Annotated in this window: 16 protein-coding genes and 1 tRNA gene; 7 read left to right on the forward strand and 10 right to left on the reverse strand. The window is 33.1% G+C overall.

The features are described 5' to 3' along the window. Positions 1-4 precede the first annotated feature (4 nt). Entirely contained in the window at positions 5-1,618 is a 1,614-nt protein-coding gene (locus tag ACY2U7_RS04740) for a L,D-transpeptidase family protein (protein ID WP_461815967.1), read from the reverse strand. A gap of 200 nt (positions 1,619-1,818) precedes the next feature. Here ACY2U7_RS04740 and aroC point away from each other — a divergent pair, with 200 nt between their 5' ends. The 6 genes from aroC (at position 1,819) to ACY2U7_RS04770 (ending at position 8,416) form a co-directional block, all read left to right on the forward strand. After that, positions 1,819-2,919, forward strand: a complete 1,101-nt coding sequence (gene aroC, locus ACY2U7_RS04745; protein ID WP_461811827.1) for a chorismate synthase — start codon at positions 1,819-1,821, stop codon at positions 2,917-2,919. A 245-nt stretch (positions 2,920-3,164) separates the two neighbouring features. After that, entirely contained in the window at positions 3,165-3,704 is a 540-nt protein-coding gene (locus ACY2U7_RS04750; protein WP_461811828.1) for a helix-turn-helix domain-containing protein, read from the forward strand. Between the two features lie 23 nt (positions 3,705-3,727). Then, on the forward strand, positions 3,728-4,801 hold the full coding sequence (locus ACY2U7_RS04755) for an ABC transporter ATP-binding protein (protein ID WP_461811829.1): 1,074 nt from the start codon (positions 3,728-3,730) through the stop codon (positions 4,799-4,801). Continuing rightward, positions 4,773-5,609, forward strand: coding sequence for an ABC transporter permease (locus ACY2U7_RS04760; RefSeq protein ID WP_461811830.1), 837 nt, complete (start codon positions 4,773-4,775; stop codon positions 5,607-5,609). Before ACY2U7_RS04755 ends, ACY2U7_RS04760 begins: the two co-directional genes overlap by 29 nt. Continuing rightward, positions 5,609-7,513, forward strand: a complete 1,905-nt coding sequence (locus ACY2U7_RS04765) for an extracellular solute-binding protein (RefSeq protein WP_461815968.1) — start codon at positions 5,609-5,611, stop codon at positions 7,511-7,513. Before ACY2U7_RS04760 ends, ACY2U7_RS04765 begins: the two co-directional genes overlap by 1 nt. Before the next feature lie 18 nt (positions 7,514-7,531). After that, entirely contained in the window at positions 7,532-8,416 is an 885-nt protein-coding gene (locus ACY2U7_RS04770) for an RluA family pseudouridine synthase (RefSeq protein ID WP_461811832.1), read from the forward strand. Here the strand turns inward: ACY2U7_RS04770 and ACY2U7_RS04775 are convergent. The 6 genes from ACY2U7_RS04775 to ACY2U7_RS04800 all read right to left on the reverse strand — a co-directional run bounded on the left by ACY2U7_RS04775 (position 8,413) and on the right by ACY2U7_RS04800 (position 15,628). After that, a complete protein-coding gene (locus ACY2U7_RS04775; protein ID WP_461811833.1) occupies positions 8,413-10,080 on the reverse strand; it encodes a uridine kinase family protein in 1,668 nt (555 codons plus the stop codon). The two genes, ACY2U7_RS04770 and ACY2U7_RS04775, sit on opposite strands and share 4 nt — an antisense overlap. 48 nt (positions 10,081-10,128) lie before the next feature. Continuing rightward, on the reverse strand, positions 10,129-10,905 hold the full coding sequence (locus ACY2U7_RS04780) for a Nif3-like dinuclear metal center hexameric protein (protein ID WP_461811834.1): 777 nt from the start codon (positions 10,903-10,905) through the stop codon (positions 10,129-10,131). Between the two features lie 13 nt (positions 10,906-10,918). After that, positions 10,919-11,608 (reverse strand): tRNA (adenine(22)-N(1))-methyltransferase, encoded by a 690-nt coding sequence (locus ACY2U7_RS04785; protein WP_461815969.1) that lies wholly within the window; start codon positions 11,606-11,608, stop codon positions 10,919-10,921. Positions 11,609-11,616: 8 nt separating this feature from the next. Continuing rightward, entirely contained in the window at positions 11,617-12,729 is a 1,113-nt protein-coding gene (gene rpoD, locus ACY2U7_RS04790; protein WP_461811070.1) for an RNA polymerase sigma factor RpoD, read from the reverse strand. A gap of 36 nt (positions 12,730-12,765) precedes the next feature. Continuing rightward, complete coding sequence (gene dnaG, locus ACY2U7_RS04795; protein ID WP_461811836.1) at positions 12,766-14,541, reverse strand: DNA primase; 1,776 nt, start codon at positions 14,539-14,541, stop codon at positions 12,766-12,768. Positions 14,542-14,620: 79 nt separating this feature from the next. Beyond that, positions 14,621-15,628 carry a deoxyguanosinetriphosphate triphosphohydrolase gene (locus ACY2U7_RS04800; RefSeq protein ID WP_461811850.1) on the reverse strand — a complete coding sequence of 336 codons (1,008 nt, stop codon included), beginning with the start codon at positions 15,626-15,628 and terminating at the stop codon, positions 14,621-14,623. Positions 15,629-15,782: 154 nt separating this feature from the next. Between ACY2U7_RS04800 and ACY2U7_RS04805 the strand changes: the two genes are divergently transcribed. Further along, positions 15,783-16,196 carry a hypothetical protein gene (locus ACY2U7_RS04805; protein WP_461811837.1) on the forward strand — a complete coding sequence of 138 codons (414 nt, stop codon included), beginning with the start codon at positions 15,783-15,785 and terminating at the stop codon, positions 16,194-16,196. 34 nt (positions 16,197-16,230) lie between these two features. On the opposite strand, the gene ACY2U7_RS04810 is transcribed toward ACY2U7_RS04805, so the two are convergent. From ACY2U7_RS04810 to rpmI, 3 genes are all read right to left on the reverse strand, one after another. After that, a tRNA-Leu gene (locus tag ACY2U7_RS04810) sits at positions 16,231-16,315 on the reverse strand. 133 nt (positions 16,316-16,448) lie between these two features. Beyond that, positions 16,449-16,802 (reverse strand): 50S ribosomal protein L20, encoded by a 354-nt coding sequence (gene rplT / locus ACY2U7_RS04815; protein WP_461811838.1) that lies wholly within the window; start codon positions 16,800-16,802, stop codon positions 16,449-16,451. 31 nt (positions 16,803-16,833) lie between these two features. Then, positions 16,834-17,031, reverse strand: coding sequence for a 50S ribosomal protein L35 (rpmI, locus tag ACY2U7_RS04820; RefSeq protein WP_009460876.1), 198 nt, complete (start codon positions 17,029-17,031; stop codon positions 16,834-16,836). Between the last annotated feature and the right edge of the window lie 56 nt (positions 17,032-17,087).

Below are 17,087 nucleotides of genomic sequence, written 5' to 3' on the forward strand. Positions count from 1 at the left end.
CCTCTTAGTAATGGCAAATAACTGGAATTCCCGCTTTTAAATATCCAAATAACTGCTGTGCCTTATCTTTAGGCATATTTATACAACCATGTGAACCATGTGTTAAATATCTATTTCCACCAAACGAACTTTGCCATACAGCATCATGGAAACCAATTCCACCATTAAACGGCATCCAAAAATCTACTGGTGTTTCATACTCTCTCTTCCCATTTGGCAAGATCTTTCCTTTTAGAACTGCACCTTTCTGCACATAAGTAACCGTGTACGTTCCCTGTGGAGTCGAATGGCCTGAACTTGGTCTTCCCGTTACAACCGGACTCTCCATCATCATTTTTCCATTTTGAAAAAACCACATATGTTGTGTAGTCAAATCTACTTCCGCATACGTATTACCAAAATCATTTCCTTGATGAGATACTGCTTTTCTCTTATATTCTGGTTCTCGTTTTACAGGTTTTCCATTCAAAATATCTTCTGTTAATTTAGTATATTCTGCACTTTGATTGATTTTCCAACCATATATTCCATTCTTTACTTCTGTCGTTTTTCCAGTTGCAGTAACAAATGAACGTGGCTTACCAGAAGTATCATATTTAATTGACAATTTTTTAATATATTCCTTCACACTATTTTCTTTGAAAGACACTTGCATATTTTCATCTACAGACAACCATTGTGAGATATTTTCTTTATCTACTTTCTCTGTAAACGGATTAAAATCATAAACGATTTCTGCATTTAAGCATTTATTCATTGTTTCTTGTGCAGAAATAACCTCTTTTGACCCCGACACATATTTTGGTTCATAATATGCTTTGCTCGCCTTCATATCTATTTCTTTTTTCAATCCGTCTAAATGCTCTTCGATTACTTTTGTCAACTTTTGTACGTTCACTTCATTTCCAAATATTTCTTTTTTAATTGTAAATTCTTTCCCACTAAATACTGGTGTTGCAGAAACTGATTTTACTGGAGTTGAATTTTTCACACATTTCAACTGATTAATCTTTTCACTTAATTTTTGCTTATCATATACAACTCCCGTTTCAATTGTTCTTATATCTTTTTGGAAAAGAGATTTTGGCCATAAAAATGGATTTTGAGAATGTAATACTTTTTCCAATTCATTACTTGGTTGGTATTTAAGTGTAATTTCTTTCCCTTGAATTTTTTCTATCTGTCCATCACTTCTCTTTAACTTCAATTCATAACCGGCAATTTGTTGTTCAATAGATTTCTCAGCATATGCAACATTTTTCCCACCTAGTTTATTTCCATTTATGATTGTTGACAAATAAAAATGACTATTGAAATAGAATGCAATCCCCAAATAGACAACAAGTAGCACACCTACCACAGATGCGGAAATAATTATCCATTTCTTTCCTTCTTTAGATTTTCTGCTTTTCTTTTGCGGATGATAGTTTGGATTTTTCTCATCATCATCATACAAAAAAACCAATTCATCTTCCTTTTTTCTCTGCTCGTTTTGTTTTTTCAAACCGAATCCGGATAAATCTTCTACCTCCAAAGATTCTAATTCTGCAAGTAATTTTTTTTGTCTTGTATCTTTTTGAGATGATACATTTTTTTTGTTTTTCTTCATATCACTCATCGAATACTTCTCCCTTTTATCTTTTTCAAACAAATCAATAGCCAAAGCCAATATTTTCCAAAACTATTGCTTTGACTACTTATTTTATTATAATACGTTGAATACTAAATGTATATAGGAATCTTTAAAAATTAATAATTGCGTGATATTTAAGCATATCTTATAATAGTTATGTAATAATTGTACAAAGGAGGTTCACTATGGCTGGTTCAACATATGGAACTATTTTCAAAATAACTACATGGGGAGAGTCCCACGGTAAAGGAATCGGCGTTGTCGTTGATGGCTGCCCTGCTGGTCTTTCCCTTTCTGAAAAGGATATTCAAAAATTTCTAAACCGACGCAAACCTGGACAAAACAAATATACTACGAAGCGAAACGAAAACGATACTGTGGAAATTTTATCCGGTGTTTTTGAAGGAAAAACTACTGGAACACCAATTTCTCTTCTTGTTCGCAACGAAGATCAACATTCGAAAGATTATAGTAATATTAGTTCTTGTTACCGTCCAGGTCATGCAGATTATACATTTGATGCCAAATATGGATTTCGTGATTATAGAGGCGGTGGACGTTCTTCTGGAAGGGAAACAATAGGACGTGTTGCTGGTGGTGCTATCGCTTTAAAACTATTAAAAGAATTAGGAATAACTGTTTTAACCTATACAAAATCTATCGGTCCTTATGAAATTCCATCTTCTGAATACCATTTTTCGGAGATAGAGGAAAACATTCTCTATATGCCTAATCTTACATACGCAAATAAAGCCTCTACATTTTTAAATGAATGTATGTCAAACTGCGATTCCGCCGGAGGTATAATTGAATGTCAAGTTAAAAATCTTCCTTCTGGAATTGGCGAACCTGTTTTTTATAAATTAGATGCTTGTCTTGCTCAGGCAATGTTTTCTATAGGAGCTGTAAAAGGAATGGAGGTTGGTGATGGTTTCTCCGTTTCCTCCACATTAGGAAGTAAAAACAACGATGCATTTTACAGCAAAAGTGGAACGATTTGTAAAAAAACAAACCACTCTGGTGGGATTTTAGGTGGTATAAGCGATGGAAATGATTTGATTTTTCGAACTGCTTTTAAACCAACTCCTTCTATCGCTCAACCGCAAAATACTGTTACATCCACTGGCGAAAATACTATTCTTTCCATTACCGGAAGACACGATCCCATTATCGTTCCTCGAGCTGTCGTTGTAGTGGAAGCGATGACAGCATTAACCTTAATTGATTTGATACTATTAAATATGTCTTCACGCTTAGAAAATATTATTCGGTTTTACGAGAAGTAAAACTTTAAAAGTTCCACAAAAATGAAATTTTATTTGTAAGATGAAAGGATGATTGAATTCGATATTGTATCGGACTCAACCCTTTCATTTTTCTATTATACATATCTTAATTTCTTTTATTTCCAACTCTTTTTTTGTTGATTTTTTTATATTTTTCTGTATAATAGATTATGCGCGCTTTGTTAAGAAATACTAAACTTTTTGTTTAGTTAAAGCCAACTATCAACCAGATGGAAAGGAGATTTATGCAAATTGGTCAGAAATTAAAAGAATTAAGAATAGCAAAAAATTTAACACAAGAAGAACTCGCTGATCGTGCCGAACTTTCAAAAGGATTTATTTCCCAAATAGAACGGGATTTAACTTCCCCTTCTATTTCTACTCTAGTCGATATTCTTCAGTGTCTCGGAACCAGTTTGAAAGACTTCTTTCAAGAGGAATCAGATGAACAAATTGTATTTGGAAATGAAGATTATTTCAAAAAAATAGATACAGAGTTAGAAAACACAATCGAATGGATTATTCCAAACGCACAAAAGAATATGATGGAACCCATCCGTCTTACACTAAAACCAGGCGGTTCTACTTACCCCGATCTTCCCCATGAAGGTGAAGAATTTGGTTATGTCCTTCAAGGAAGTATACAAATTCATATGGGGAAAAAAGTTTATCACGCAAAAAAGGGAGAAGCATTTTATTTTACTCCTCATTCAGAACATTATATAAAAGCAAATCAAAAAAGCGGTGCAAAACTTATTTGGGTAAGCACACCGCCAAATTTTTAATCACTATTATCAAGGAGGATATCATGGCAAAGAAATTAATTGATATGATAAACATTTCCAAATCTTATGGAGACAATCTTGTCTTAGATGACTTAAATTTATATATAAATGAAAATAAATTTTTAACTTTACTTGGGCCAAGTGGTTGTGGAAAAACAACATTGCTTCGTATTTTAGGTGGATTTGAAACCGCAAATGAAGGAAAAATTATTTTCGAGGGCAACGATATTACAAATCTTGCTCCGAATAAACGTCAATTAAATACCGTTTTTCAAAAATATGCTCTTTTTTCTCATATGAGTATTGCAGAAAATATCGCCTTCGGTCTTAAAATCAAAGGAAAATCAAAAGCATATATTAATGACAAAATCAAATATGCCTTGAAACTTGTAAATCTTGATGGATACGAAAATCGGACTCCAGATTCTTTAAGTGGTGGACAGCAACAGCGTATTGCTATTGCTAGAGCTATTGTAAATGAACCAAAAGTTCTTCTTCTTGATGAACCTCTTGGTGCTTTAGATTTAAAACTTCGTCAAGATATGCAGTACGAATTAATCCGATTAAAAAATGAATTGGGAATTACATTTGTTTACGTTACACATGATCAGGAAGAAGCGCTTACCATGTCTGATACCATTGTTGTTATGAATCAAGGATATATTCAACAAATCGGTACTCCTGAAGATATTTACAATGAACCTGAAAATGCTTTTGTTGCAGACTTCATTGGTGATAGTAATATTTTGCCTGCAATCATGGTCGAAGATAAGCTCGTAAAAATTCTTGGCGTAAATTTTCCTTGTGTTGATACAGGATTCGGCAGAAACAAACCAGTAGATGCTGTGATTCGCCCAGAAGATATCGACTTAGTAAACGTAGAAGATGGAATTATGCAAGGAATTGTTACTCACTTAATTTTTAAAGGGGTTCACTATGAAATGGAAGTAACTGCAAACAATTACAAATGGCTTGTACATAGCACAGATTTATTCCCTGTTGGAACAGAAGTTGGTATTAAAGTAGATCCATTTGATATTCAGATCATGAAAAAACCTGAATCTGAAGATGAGGAGGCTGTTATTATTGAAGAATAAGAAAAAATTATTAGCAGGGCCATACTTATTTTGGTCTATCTCTTTCATCATCATTCCACTTTTTATGATTTTGTATTATGGATTGACAAACAGCAAAAATCAATTCACTTTATCAAATATCGCTAAAATCACAACACCTGAAAATCTGAAAGCACTTGGACTTGCTCTTTTGCTTTCTTTTGTTAGTACGCTTATTTGTCTTGTCTTGGCATATCCTTTGGCAATGATCCTTGCTTCAAAAAGTATGAATCAGACAAGTTTTGTTGTATTAGTGTTTATTTTACCAATGTGGATGAATTTTTTACTTCGTACACTTGCATGGCAAACGCTTTTGGAAAAGAATGGAGTTATCAATAGCATCCTTTCTTTCTTCCATTTACCTACACAATCTATGATTAATACGCCATCTGCTATTATACTTGGTATGGTATACAACTTTCTACCATTTATGGTATTACCTATTTACAATGTTATTGTAAAAATTGATAAAGATGTTATTTCCGCTGCTAGAGATTTAGGAGCAAACAATACACAAACGTTTACAAAAATTATTTTTCCTTTAACTATACCTGGAATCATAAGTGGGATTACTATGGTATTCGTTCCATCCCTTACAACCTTTGTTATTTCTGACTTACTTGGTGGTAGTAAAATTCTTCTTATTGGAAATGTTATAGAACAAGAATTTAAACAAAGTAGTAATTGGAATGTAGGCTCTGGACTCTCACTTGTTCTAATGATATTCATTATTGCAAGTATGGCATTAATTGCAAAATATGATAAAGATGGAGAGGGGACAGCATTTTAATGAAAAAACTATTACAAAATATTTATTTATCACTGATCATTTTTTTACTATATGCTCCAATTGTTACACTTGTCGTACTTTCTTTCAATAATTCAAAAACACGAGCAAAATGGGGCGGATTTACTGGAAAATGGTATATTTCTCTTTTCCAAAATGAACAAATCATGAATGCTCTCTATACAACTTTAATTATTGCACTTTTATCCGCTTTCATTGCAACAATTATAGGTACCGCTGCTGCTCTAGGCATACAAAGTATGAAACGAAAACCACGAACACTCTTAATGGGAATCACGAATATTCCCATGCTAAACGCAGATATTGTTACTGGTATTTCTTTAATGCTTCTATTTATTGCAATAGGTACTTCATTAAAATTTATTGGAATCCAATTTTCACTTGGATTTATAACTATTTTAATAGCGCATATCACCTTTAACATTCCGTATGTTATTTTAAGCGTTATGCCAAAATTAAAACAAACAAAGCGAAGTACTTATGAAGCAGCATTAGATTTAGGTGCATCACCAATTTACGCTTTCTTTAAAGTTGTATTTCCTGATATTTTGCCAGGAGTATTTTCAGGATTTTTGTTAGCATTTACAATGTCATTAGATGATTTCGTTATTACTCACTTTACAAAAGGACCTGGTGTAGATACACTTTCCACAAAAATTTATAGTGAAGTGCGTAAAGGAATAAAACCAGAAATGTATGCGCTTTCTACCCTCCTATTTGTTTCCGTATTGATTTTATTAATTTTAATTAACCTTTCTCCTGCCTCAAAGAACGGAGAAACAAAATCAAAAGAAGTAAACAAACTCACTCGTATTTCTCACTTTGTCCTTCGGCGCATTGTTCCAATAGGAATGGCTATTGTTGTTATTGCTGGTGGAATTTTCTATAATTCTAAGAAAAATTTAAATGGAGATAATCAAGTAATTGTCTATAATTGGGGAGAATATATTGATCCTAAAGTAATTACTTTATTTGAAAAAGAAACTGGAATTAATGTTGTTTATGAAGAATTTGAAACAAACGAAATCATGTATCCAAAAATTCAATCTGGAGCCATTGCTTATGATGTTGTCTGCCCATCTGACTATATGATTCAACGTATGATTGAAAATGATTTACTTGCTGAATTAAACTTTGATAATATTCCAAATATTAAAAATATTGGTTCACAGTATATGAAACAATCAAAACAATTTGATGCAGAAAACAAATACTCTGTTCCATATTGTTGGGGGACTATCGGTATTCTTTACAACAAAAAAATGGTAGATAAGCCAATTGACAGTTGGTCTGTATTATGGGACAAAAAATATAAAGATAATATTTTAATGCAAGATAGTGTTCGCGATGCTTTTGCTGCAGCTTTAAAATATTTAGGTTACTCACTAAACTCTACCGATTTAGATGAACTAGAAAAAGCAAAAGAATTACTTATCGAACAAAAACCGTTAGTACAAGCATATGTTATTGATCAAGTTAGAGATAAAATGATTGGGAACGAAGCTGCTATCGGTGTTATTTACTCTGGAGAAGCAATTTATACGCAACTTGAAAATCCTGACTTGGAATATGTCATTCCAAAAGAAGGTTCAAATGTTTGGATTGACTCTTGGGTGATTCCCAAAAATGCAAAACATAAAGAAAACGGTGAAAAATTTATTAATTTCCTTTGTCGTCCAGATATTGCAAAAATGAATTTTGATTACATTACTTATTCTACTCCAAACGTTGAAAGTCAAAAATTAATCAAAGATCCTGCTATTCGAAATAGCAAAATCGCTTTTCCTAACGCAACAGAACTGGATCGCTGTGAAACTTTTAAATTTTTAGGAAATAAAAACGATTCCATTTATAATGAATTATGGCGTGAAATCAAATCACACTAATTCTAATGAGAGGTATTTATGAAACGTATATTTACTTACAAAATACCGGCGGAATTTGAACACAACACTCTGCTTTCCTTTTTGAAGGCAGAGTATTATTCTTCCCCGATTATTAGACATTTAAAACAAACTGAAAACGGAATATTACTAAACGGAAATTGGGCACGAGTTGGCGATATTCTTCATGAAGATGATCTTCTCACTATAACATTACTAGAAACTTGTTCTTCTCAACATATTGTCCCTGTCCCTCTCCCATTGAATATTGTTTACGAGGATGATGATTTAATGGTCATTAATAAACCAGCCAACATGCCTATCCATCCGTCACAAAACAATTATGAAAATACCTTGGCGAATGCTGTGGCACACTACTTTAACCAAAAAGGTGTTCCATTTGTCTATCGTTGCATAAACCGCTTAGACAGAGATACTACAGGGCTTCTTATTATAGCAAAACATATGTATAGCGCATCTCTTTTGTCTAATATGGTTAAAAATCGTTCCATTCATCGTGAATATCTTGCTATTGCTGATGGAAACGTAAATGATGAAGGAATAATTGAGGCTCCTATTGCTCGTGTTCAGTCTTCAACAATAGAACGAGAAGTTAATTTTGTAGATGGTGATTTTGCACGAACATGCTATAAATGTTTAAAAAAAGAAAATGGATACTCCCTTGTTTCTTTAAAACTAGAAACAGGGCGTACCCATCAAATACGTGTTCATATGAAATATATAGGACATGCGCTTTTAGGAGATTTCTTATATAATCCAGACTATACTTTTATCAATCGTCAAGCACTTCATTCTTATCGACTAACCTTTATGCATCCACTTACAAAAGAATCTCTTACGTTTACTGCCCCTCTTCCACCTGACATGTCTAGACTATTTACTTAAATTTGAAAACATCCGCCACCGATGAACTCTCGCAAAAGAGAGTTTTTCGGTACATTTTCCGCATTAATACCTACAAAATAATCTAAAAACTTCAATAAGCGTTTTGCCTCTACATATTCTTTGCACTCTTTATCTATTCCAAACAAAATTGGTTCTGCATATTGTTTTAGCACAGCCAATTCATAAATTAACGCAGAATTAAACATCGCATCTGCTTCTTCTTGAAATGGGAAAATATTTTTTTCTTCTCCTCTTCTCACCGAATGCCACATTGCTATTGTATTTTGTGCCGATGTTCCTCGAGTTCTAGCATCTCGTACCATACGTCTTAATAATCTTCCTTCTGTCGTAGGAATACGATTATGTTCATCAACATTTAACTGTGTCAATGCACTAATATAAATTTTGAATTTATTCTCAGCTGCAAGTTTATACGTAAGTGCATCATTCAAACAATGAATACCTTCAATGACAAGTATATCTTCTTTTCCAAGCTTAGTTGGCGGTGCAATATATTCTCGCTGCCCTGTTTTAAAATTAAAAGTAGGGATTTGGACTTCTTTTCCTTCAAGCAATTCCTTTAATTGATAATTAAATAATTCTCTGTCAATAGCCTCCAAACATTCAAAATCATAATCTCCATTTTCATCTTTTGGAGTGAATTCTCTATTTACAAAATAATTGTCTACTGCTATTGGATGTGGTCTTAATCCAAGTGCCTGCAACTGAATAGAAAGTCTGTGTGAAAACGTTGTTTTCCCTGATGAAGATGGTCCTGCAATAAGAACAAATTTTACACTTGGTCTTTGTGCTATTTGCATTGCTAACTCTGCAACTTTTCTTTCCTGATAAGCTTCCTGTACAAGAATAACTTTCTGCATTCCCTGACTAGTAATTTGCTCGTTCAGATCAGCAACCGTTTCAATATGCATCATATCTCCCCATTGAGTCGATTCCTTTAAAATTTGAAATAGTTTTTTCTGTGGTTTAAAAGGAGGAACTAATTTTGGCTCTTCCTTAACAGGCATTTGTAACACAAATCCTTCATCATATAGATATAAAGCAAAATACTTTAGATAAGATGCATCTGGAACCATATATCCATAATAATAATCTGATATACCTTCCATCTCATATAGATTCACTGCCGAAACTCTTCTATATTGAAACAATCGTTCTTTGTCGTACATTCCCTGTTGTTTAAAAATAGAAATAGCATCATCAATATGAACTGTTTTTTTGATAATAGGTGCTTTTTTATTCACCATTTCTATCATACATTTTTCAACCTGTTGTAAAAATGCTTCTGTAACTTTTACATTTCCCTCCACCGTACAATAGTAACCTTTACTAACAGAATATTGAATGCGTATCTTTTTTACATTTTCTTTTTTTGCCACATCTTCAATAGCTTTTACTAGCAACAAGCACATACTTCTTCTATAAGTTTCATTTCCAATCTTACTATCTGTTGTAATAAATTCTAACTTACAGTCTTGTTTACATTCTTTTAATAATTCCTGTAATTTCCCATCAGCAAATACAAGTACGATATCATTCTTATATTGCTCTTGATATTCTTCTGCTATCTTTTTGTATGTCGTTCCTTCCTCATAAAGTTTAATCTCATTTCCTATTTGTATTTTGTACATTTTTTTGCCCATAATACTCCCTCTTTTCTATATGATTTAGAAACTTTTAATTTAAATACTCTAATAGATCCTAGACGGAAATACAATCTCCGCACTTTTCACACAAAGTTCGGGAAATATTCTTATGAGAGTGTCTGATACATCTCTTATAAAAATATGTTCTAATCCATAATGTCCCGCATCAATAATTGCTAGATTTCTCTCAACAGCATCTACTCCTTCATGATGACCTATATCTCCAGTAATTAGAACATCTGCCCCTTTCTCTATAGCAACAGAAATCACACTTTTTCCCGAGCCTGCACAAACTGCTATTTTCTGAATATGCTTATCTTCTTTCCCAAAAACTTGTACAGCATCTAAATGAAATTTATCTTTCACTAATTCCACACACTGTTTTAAAGTCATTTCTTTTTCACATATTCCTATTTTTCCTATTCCCAAATCTTCTTGCACCGAAGTTCTTTCTAACACTTCTTGACAGTTGAGATTCAAAATATCTGCTGATAAATCCGCCATACGCATTACATCATAATTGGTGTGCATTGCAAAATAAGCAATATCATGCTGTAATAATTTTACTACACGACGCCCAACGAAATCCTCATCTGTAATTTTACGAAGTGGAGAAAAAATCATTGGATGATGTGTAACAATCATATCTGCTTGTTCCTCTATTGCTTTAACTAATATTTCTTCTGTTAAATCAAGAGCAACATAAATTCTTTTCACTTCTTTTTCTTTACGCCCTACAAGAAGTCCTACATTATCCCACTCAAGCGCTCTATCAGACGAATATAATTCTTCTAATCTTTTCACAATATCTTTGCAAAGCATCTTTTTCCCTTTCTTAAAAAGCACGTAAAATCTTATATATCCTTTGTATTTCTTTGTCTATTTCTTCAATCCTATTTGCGACTCTATTCCTATCTGTATGTTGCAATTTGTTGCGAATTTCTTCCTTTATTAAAACTTCTTTTTTTAGAAACTTCTCTAATATAGGATTTTTTTGTTCAAGCAACCGTTTTCCATAATCTAATTCTTCTTGAGTATATTCCTCATGTTTTCCTTTTACCACACGCATCATTGGATAAAATTTACCTTCATCAATAACTATATTTTCTTCAGCAATAAAATATCCCTCTTCAGTCAAATATTGTCTAACTTTTCCTATCTCTGACTGTGGCTGCAAAATCCACTCTTTGATTTCTCCTTTATGTAAAGATCCCTCTTTCATAATTTTTATTACAAGACCACCACCCATTCCAGCAATAACTACACTTTCTCCTTCACCAGAACATAATTGTTTAAGCCCATCAGACAATCTTGTTTCTATTTTATCTTCTAATCCATGAAGTGCAATATTTTCTTTTGCCTTTTCAAGAGGACCTCTATTCACATCCATAGCAATTGCAGACGGATTTTTCCCATCCTCAATTAAATAAATAGGTATATATGCATGATCAGTTCCAACATCAACAACCCTATTTCCTACTGTCACCATATTCGCAACTGCTTGCAATCTCACTGATAATTCCATGACATCTCCTAATCTAAGTAATCTCTTAATTTACGGCTTCTACTAGGATGACGCAATTTTCTTAGTGCCTTCGCTTCAATTTGTCTAATTCTCTCTCTTGTAACATCAAATTCTTTTCCTACTTCTTCTAAAGTTCTTGCTCTTCCATCATTCATCCCAAAACGAAGTCGTAATACTTTTTGTTCTCTATCTGTCAATGTATTTAAAACTTCTCCTAATTGTTCTTTTAACAATGTAGCTGCAGCCGCTTCTGCAGGAACAGGAACATTGTCATCTTGAATAAAGTCTCCCAAATGGCTATCTTCCTCTTCCCCTATAGGTGTCTCTAAAGATACTGGTTCTTGAGAAATTTTCAAAATCTCTCTTACTCTTTCTACTGGCATATCTAATTCTTCTGCAATTTCTTCTGGCGAAGGTTCTCTTCCTAATTCCTGTAGTAACTGTCTTGATACACGGATTAATTTATTAATTGTCTCAACCATATGCACCGGAATACGGATTGTTCTTGCTTGATCTGCAATAGCTCTTGTGATTGCCTGACGAATCCACCATGTTGCATATGTGCTAAACTTAAAGCCTTTTTCATAATCAAATTTTTCCACAGCTTTAATCAATCCTAAATTCCCTTCTTGAATCAAATCAAGGAAAAGCATACCTCTTCCCACATAACGCTTTGCAATACTAACAACAAGACGTAAGTTCGCCTCTGCAAGACGCTTTTTCGCTTCTTCATCTCCTTCTGCCATACGTTTCGCCAATTCAATTTCTTCTTCTGCACTTAAAAGAGGAACCTTGCCAATTTCTTTTAAATACATACGAACAGGATCTTCGATACTGATACCATCTGGGACAGACAAATCAATCTTTTCCACATCAACTTCATCTTCATCTGTAATAACAACCTCTAAATCATCATCGTCATCAACATCTCCGTTAATGCGAAGCACATCTATATTTTGTCCTTCCAAATATTCAAAAACTTTCTCCATTTGCTCTGGTTCTAGTTCCATATCCGCAAAAATTTCATTGATTTCTTGTATCTCTAAAATATTTTTTTTCTTTTTTCCAAGTGCTAATAGTTCTTTCAATTTTTCTTCAAATTTCACAATATTTTCTTCCATCTTGTATCAATCCTCTCATCTGCTTTTATTTTATCCTTAATCAATAGAAATATGCAACTTATGCAAGTCTTGTAGTTCTCTCTTTGCATTCATCAATTTTTGTAATCCAACAATATCTGTTGGATCAAGCATTTTTGTAGCATATTCAATACTGTTGTTTTTAACTCGAATAATAGTTTCTTTCAACGCTTTTTCTTGCTCTTTTGTTGTAGTCAATTCTTTGATTTTTGTATGAAACAATGACGCAACTTCTCTATGCTCTTCTTCATCTGTAAAATGATTCATTATCTTCGCAGGATTTACTTCTCCATTTTCGTATTGTTCATATAAAATCTCAGCTACAATTGTATAAAGCTTCTCTGTAAAATCTTTAGGCGAAATATATTTTTGAATCTGCTTAAAAATTTTCTCATCTTCTAGAAGCCATGTCAATAAAATCTTTTGAGACTGTTTGTTTCCATCTTTTCTCATTTTATCTTTTCCAATTGCCTGTTTAGGTTTGATAGCAGGTGTTGCCAAACCTGATTGAACTGCTGTTTTAGCAACTAATTTTCTCAAATTATCATATCCAATATGATATGCTTTCGCAACAGCTTCGATATAATTTTCTCTTTCTATTTCTTCTTCAAAATCACAAAGTTTTCTCGCAACTTCTCGATGAAATTCTGTTTTCCCTTCCGGTGAATTCATATCAAATTTTTTTTCTAACATCTCCAAATCAAACATAAATCCATTTCTCGCTTTTGCAATTCTATCTTCAAAAGCCTCTGCACCAAGATTTTTAATAAACTCATCTGGATCTTTATACGGATCCATTCGAATAACTTTTGCAGTAATTCCAGCATCTTTTAAAATTGGAATAGCCCGAAGTGCTGCTTTCGTTCCCGCTTCATCACTATCATAAGTAAGATAAACTTCATTCACATATCTTTTTAATAACGAAGCATGTCCAGCTGTAAGAGCAGTTCCAAGTGATGCAACTGCATTTGTAAATCCTGCTTGATGTAAAGAAATCACATCCATGTATCCTTCGCATATAAGAAAATATGGTTTTCTTGATACTCTAGCCCTATTCAGTCCATATAAATTACGACTCTTGTCAAATACAACTGTTTCCGGTGAATTAAGATATTTTGGTTTTCCATCTCCCATAACTCTTCCACCAAAACCAATCACGCGATTATTTACATCCATAATTGGAAACATAACTCTATTCCAAAATTTATCATATGCACCTTTGCTTTCATCTACATTTACAATTCCAGCTTTCGTAAGAAGTTCATCTCCATAGCCTTTTGTTTTTAAGTAACGATACAAATCATCACTATATTTGTTTGCATAGCCCAAACCAAATGCTACTATTGTCTCTTCACTTAACCCTCTATTTTTCAAATAGTCATAGGCAATTGCACCACCTGGAGTCTTTAATTGTGCATAAAAATATTTGGCCGCTAATTTATTTATTTCTAAAATAGTTAATTTTAAATCTGCTTTTTCCTTCGCCTCTTTTGAATATTCCACTTCCGGCAACTCAATTCCAGCTCTCTCAGCTAAAAACTTCAACGCCTCCACAAATGAATAATTCTCGTATTCCATAATAAATGTAAATACATTGCCTCCTGCTCCACATCCAAAACAATAGTACATCTGTTTTTCTCTACTCACAGAAAATGATGGAGATTTTTCATTGTGGAAAGGGCATAATCCAAAATATGAACTTCCCTTTTTCTGAAGTTTTACATACCCAGAAATAACATCTACAATATCATTTCTTATTCTCACTTCTTCTATTAAATCCTCTGAATAGTACATGAAATACCTCCTGTATATAAATCCCATTATAATTTATGTCCCTATAGTTGTATATTCGACAAAAGGCTCTTATTTCCTTTTAATTTTTCCATGATTCTGGTATAAAAAACTCTTGGAACTTTTTGACTGCATAGGAATCTGTCATCCCAGCAATAAAATCACACACATTTTGTTCTTTTGTACTTGTCCCTTCTTCAATTCTTTGCAAATATTTTTCTGGTAACTTATCCATATGATTAATGTAATACTGGTACAAATTTTTAATCATCTCTACCGCTTTTGTTTCCTCACTCTTCGCTGCTGGATTCAGATAAACGTGTTCAAACATAAATTTTCTCAATCCAACGGTTGCTTTTTCGATTTCTTTTGACATAGTAATATATGGTTTATCCATGCTATTGATAATCACATTGTGAACCATCGTGTTTAATCGCATTCCTGTTGTTTCTCCCAATATCTCCAAATATTCTTTCGGAATATCTTCTTGCCTTAATACGCCTCCTCGAATAGCATCATCAATATCATGGTTAATATACGCGATCTTATCCGAAAGTCGCACAATTTGTCCTTCTAATGTGGACGGTTTTCCGCTCGTTTTATGATTCAAAATACCGTCACGCACTTCCCACGTCAAATTAAGTCCTTGTCCCTGTTTTTCCAAACACTCTACAATGCGAACGCTTTGTTCATTATGTTTGAAACCCTTCGGACACACTTCATTAAGCGCTCTTTCACCGGCATGTCCAAATGGAGTGTGTCCCAAATCATGCCCTAACGCAATTGCTTCTACCAAATCTTCGTTCAATCGCAACGCTTTTGCAATTGTTCTAGCATTTTGTGAAACTTCTAAAGTATGGGTTAGTCTAGTCCGATAGTGATCTCCCTTAGGTTGAAGAAACACTTGTGTTTTCTGTTTCATTCTGCGAAACGCCTTGCAATGCAAAATTCTATCTCTATCTCGTTGAAACACTGGTCTAACATCACATTGTTCTTCTTCTCTTTCTCTTCCTCTTGTCTTACTACTTAATGCAGCAAATGGACTTAAATATTCTACTTCCCTCAATTCCAATTGTTCACGAATTGTCATAAACATCCCTAACTTTCTATTAAAATATTTTCGGGTATCTTATTATAAATATTCTGTGCTATCACTCTATTTCCTTTTTTTCGGCAATTTTTTTAACTAACTTTTTTTATCTTATTGCATATACTATGTATAACAATACCACTAAGAGGTTTTTATGACAGAACGCGAATGCTATACAACAAAATCTATTGAACTCCATTTATTTTTAGGGCAGATACTTCTCAAACAGATTTCTCCACTAGTTTCTACAACTGACAGTACTTCCTTTTCAGAATTCGAAAAAAAATATAAAACATTAATTTCTAAAATACTAGACATCAGTAATAAAAATGTATTTAATGCGCCAATTTCTTTAGACATTTCTCAAAAAATAAAATACATAAATCAAGATATTCTTTTACTCTTGCAAAAATTTATGTGTATTGCAAAAAATTTTTCTATGTCATTGTTAGAATGGGAAATACTATTTTATCTTCAATGTCTTCTTTATCTAGAAACAGAAAGTGCTCTTTCTTTTCCTTCCTATTGGATAAAACAAGTTTCCACTTCAAACTTTATCCATATATAAAAATAGGAACATATTACTATGTTCCTATTTTACCTGCAGGAGATGGGACTTGAACCCACACAAGCGCATTGCTTACAAGATCCTTAGTCTTGCTCGTCTGCCAATTCCGACACTCCTGCACACTTTATATGATTTTCGCTTCGAGAAATATAATACTATATTTATATCTCTTTGTCAACAATTTTTTTAACTTTTTTCAAAAACTATTCAGTCAAGGAAAATCCATAAGACTGAATAGTTTTTATAGTTTAATTAGTTTGCTTTTTTAGCTACTTCTGCTAATGTTGCAAATCCAGCTGCATCATTGATAGCCATATCTGCTAAAATTTTTCTGTTCATTTCTACTCCAGCAACTTTTAATCCATACATAAATTTGCTGTATGATAAACCATTCATTCTTGCTGCAGCATTAATACGAGCAATCCACAATTGTCTCATCTGACGTTTGCGTTGTTTTCTACCTGCGTATGAAGATGTTAAAGCTCTCATTACAGACTGTTTTGCTACTCTATATTGTTTACTTCTAGCTCCTCTATAACCTTTAGCTAGTTTTAATGTTCTGTTATGTTTCTTCTTAGCGTTCATTCCGCCTTTAATTCTTGCCATTTCTTAGTCCTCCTTCAATCTTATCTAAATCTTATAGATATGGTAATACTTTCTTCATATTCTTTACGTTGCTGGCATCTGTGATTGTTGCCTGTCTAAGATTTCTTTTTCTCTTTGTAGATTTCTTAGTTAAGATATGGCTTTTATAAGCTTTATTTCTTTTTAATTTCCCTGTTGCTGTTTTTTTGAAGCGCTTTGCAGCAGCTCTATTTGTTTTAATTTTTGGCATAATAAACTTCCTCCTTAATGTTTACTGTGGATTTTAACCCATATTTTATTTTATGT

Source organism: Faecalimonas sp., from assembly GCA_029264305.1.
GTDB lineage: Bacteria > Bacillota > Clostridia > Lachnospirales > Lachnospiraceae > Faecalimonas.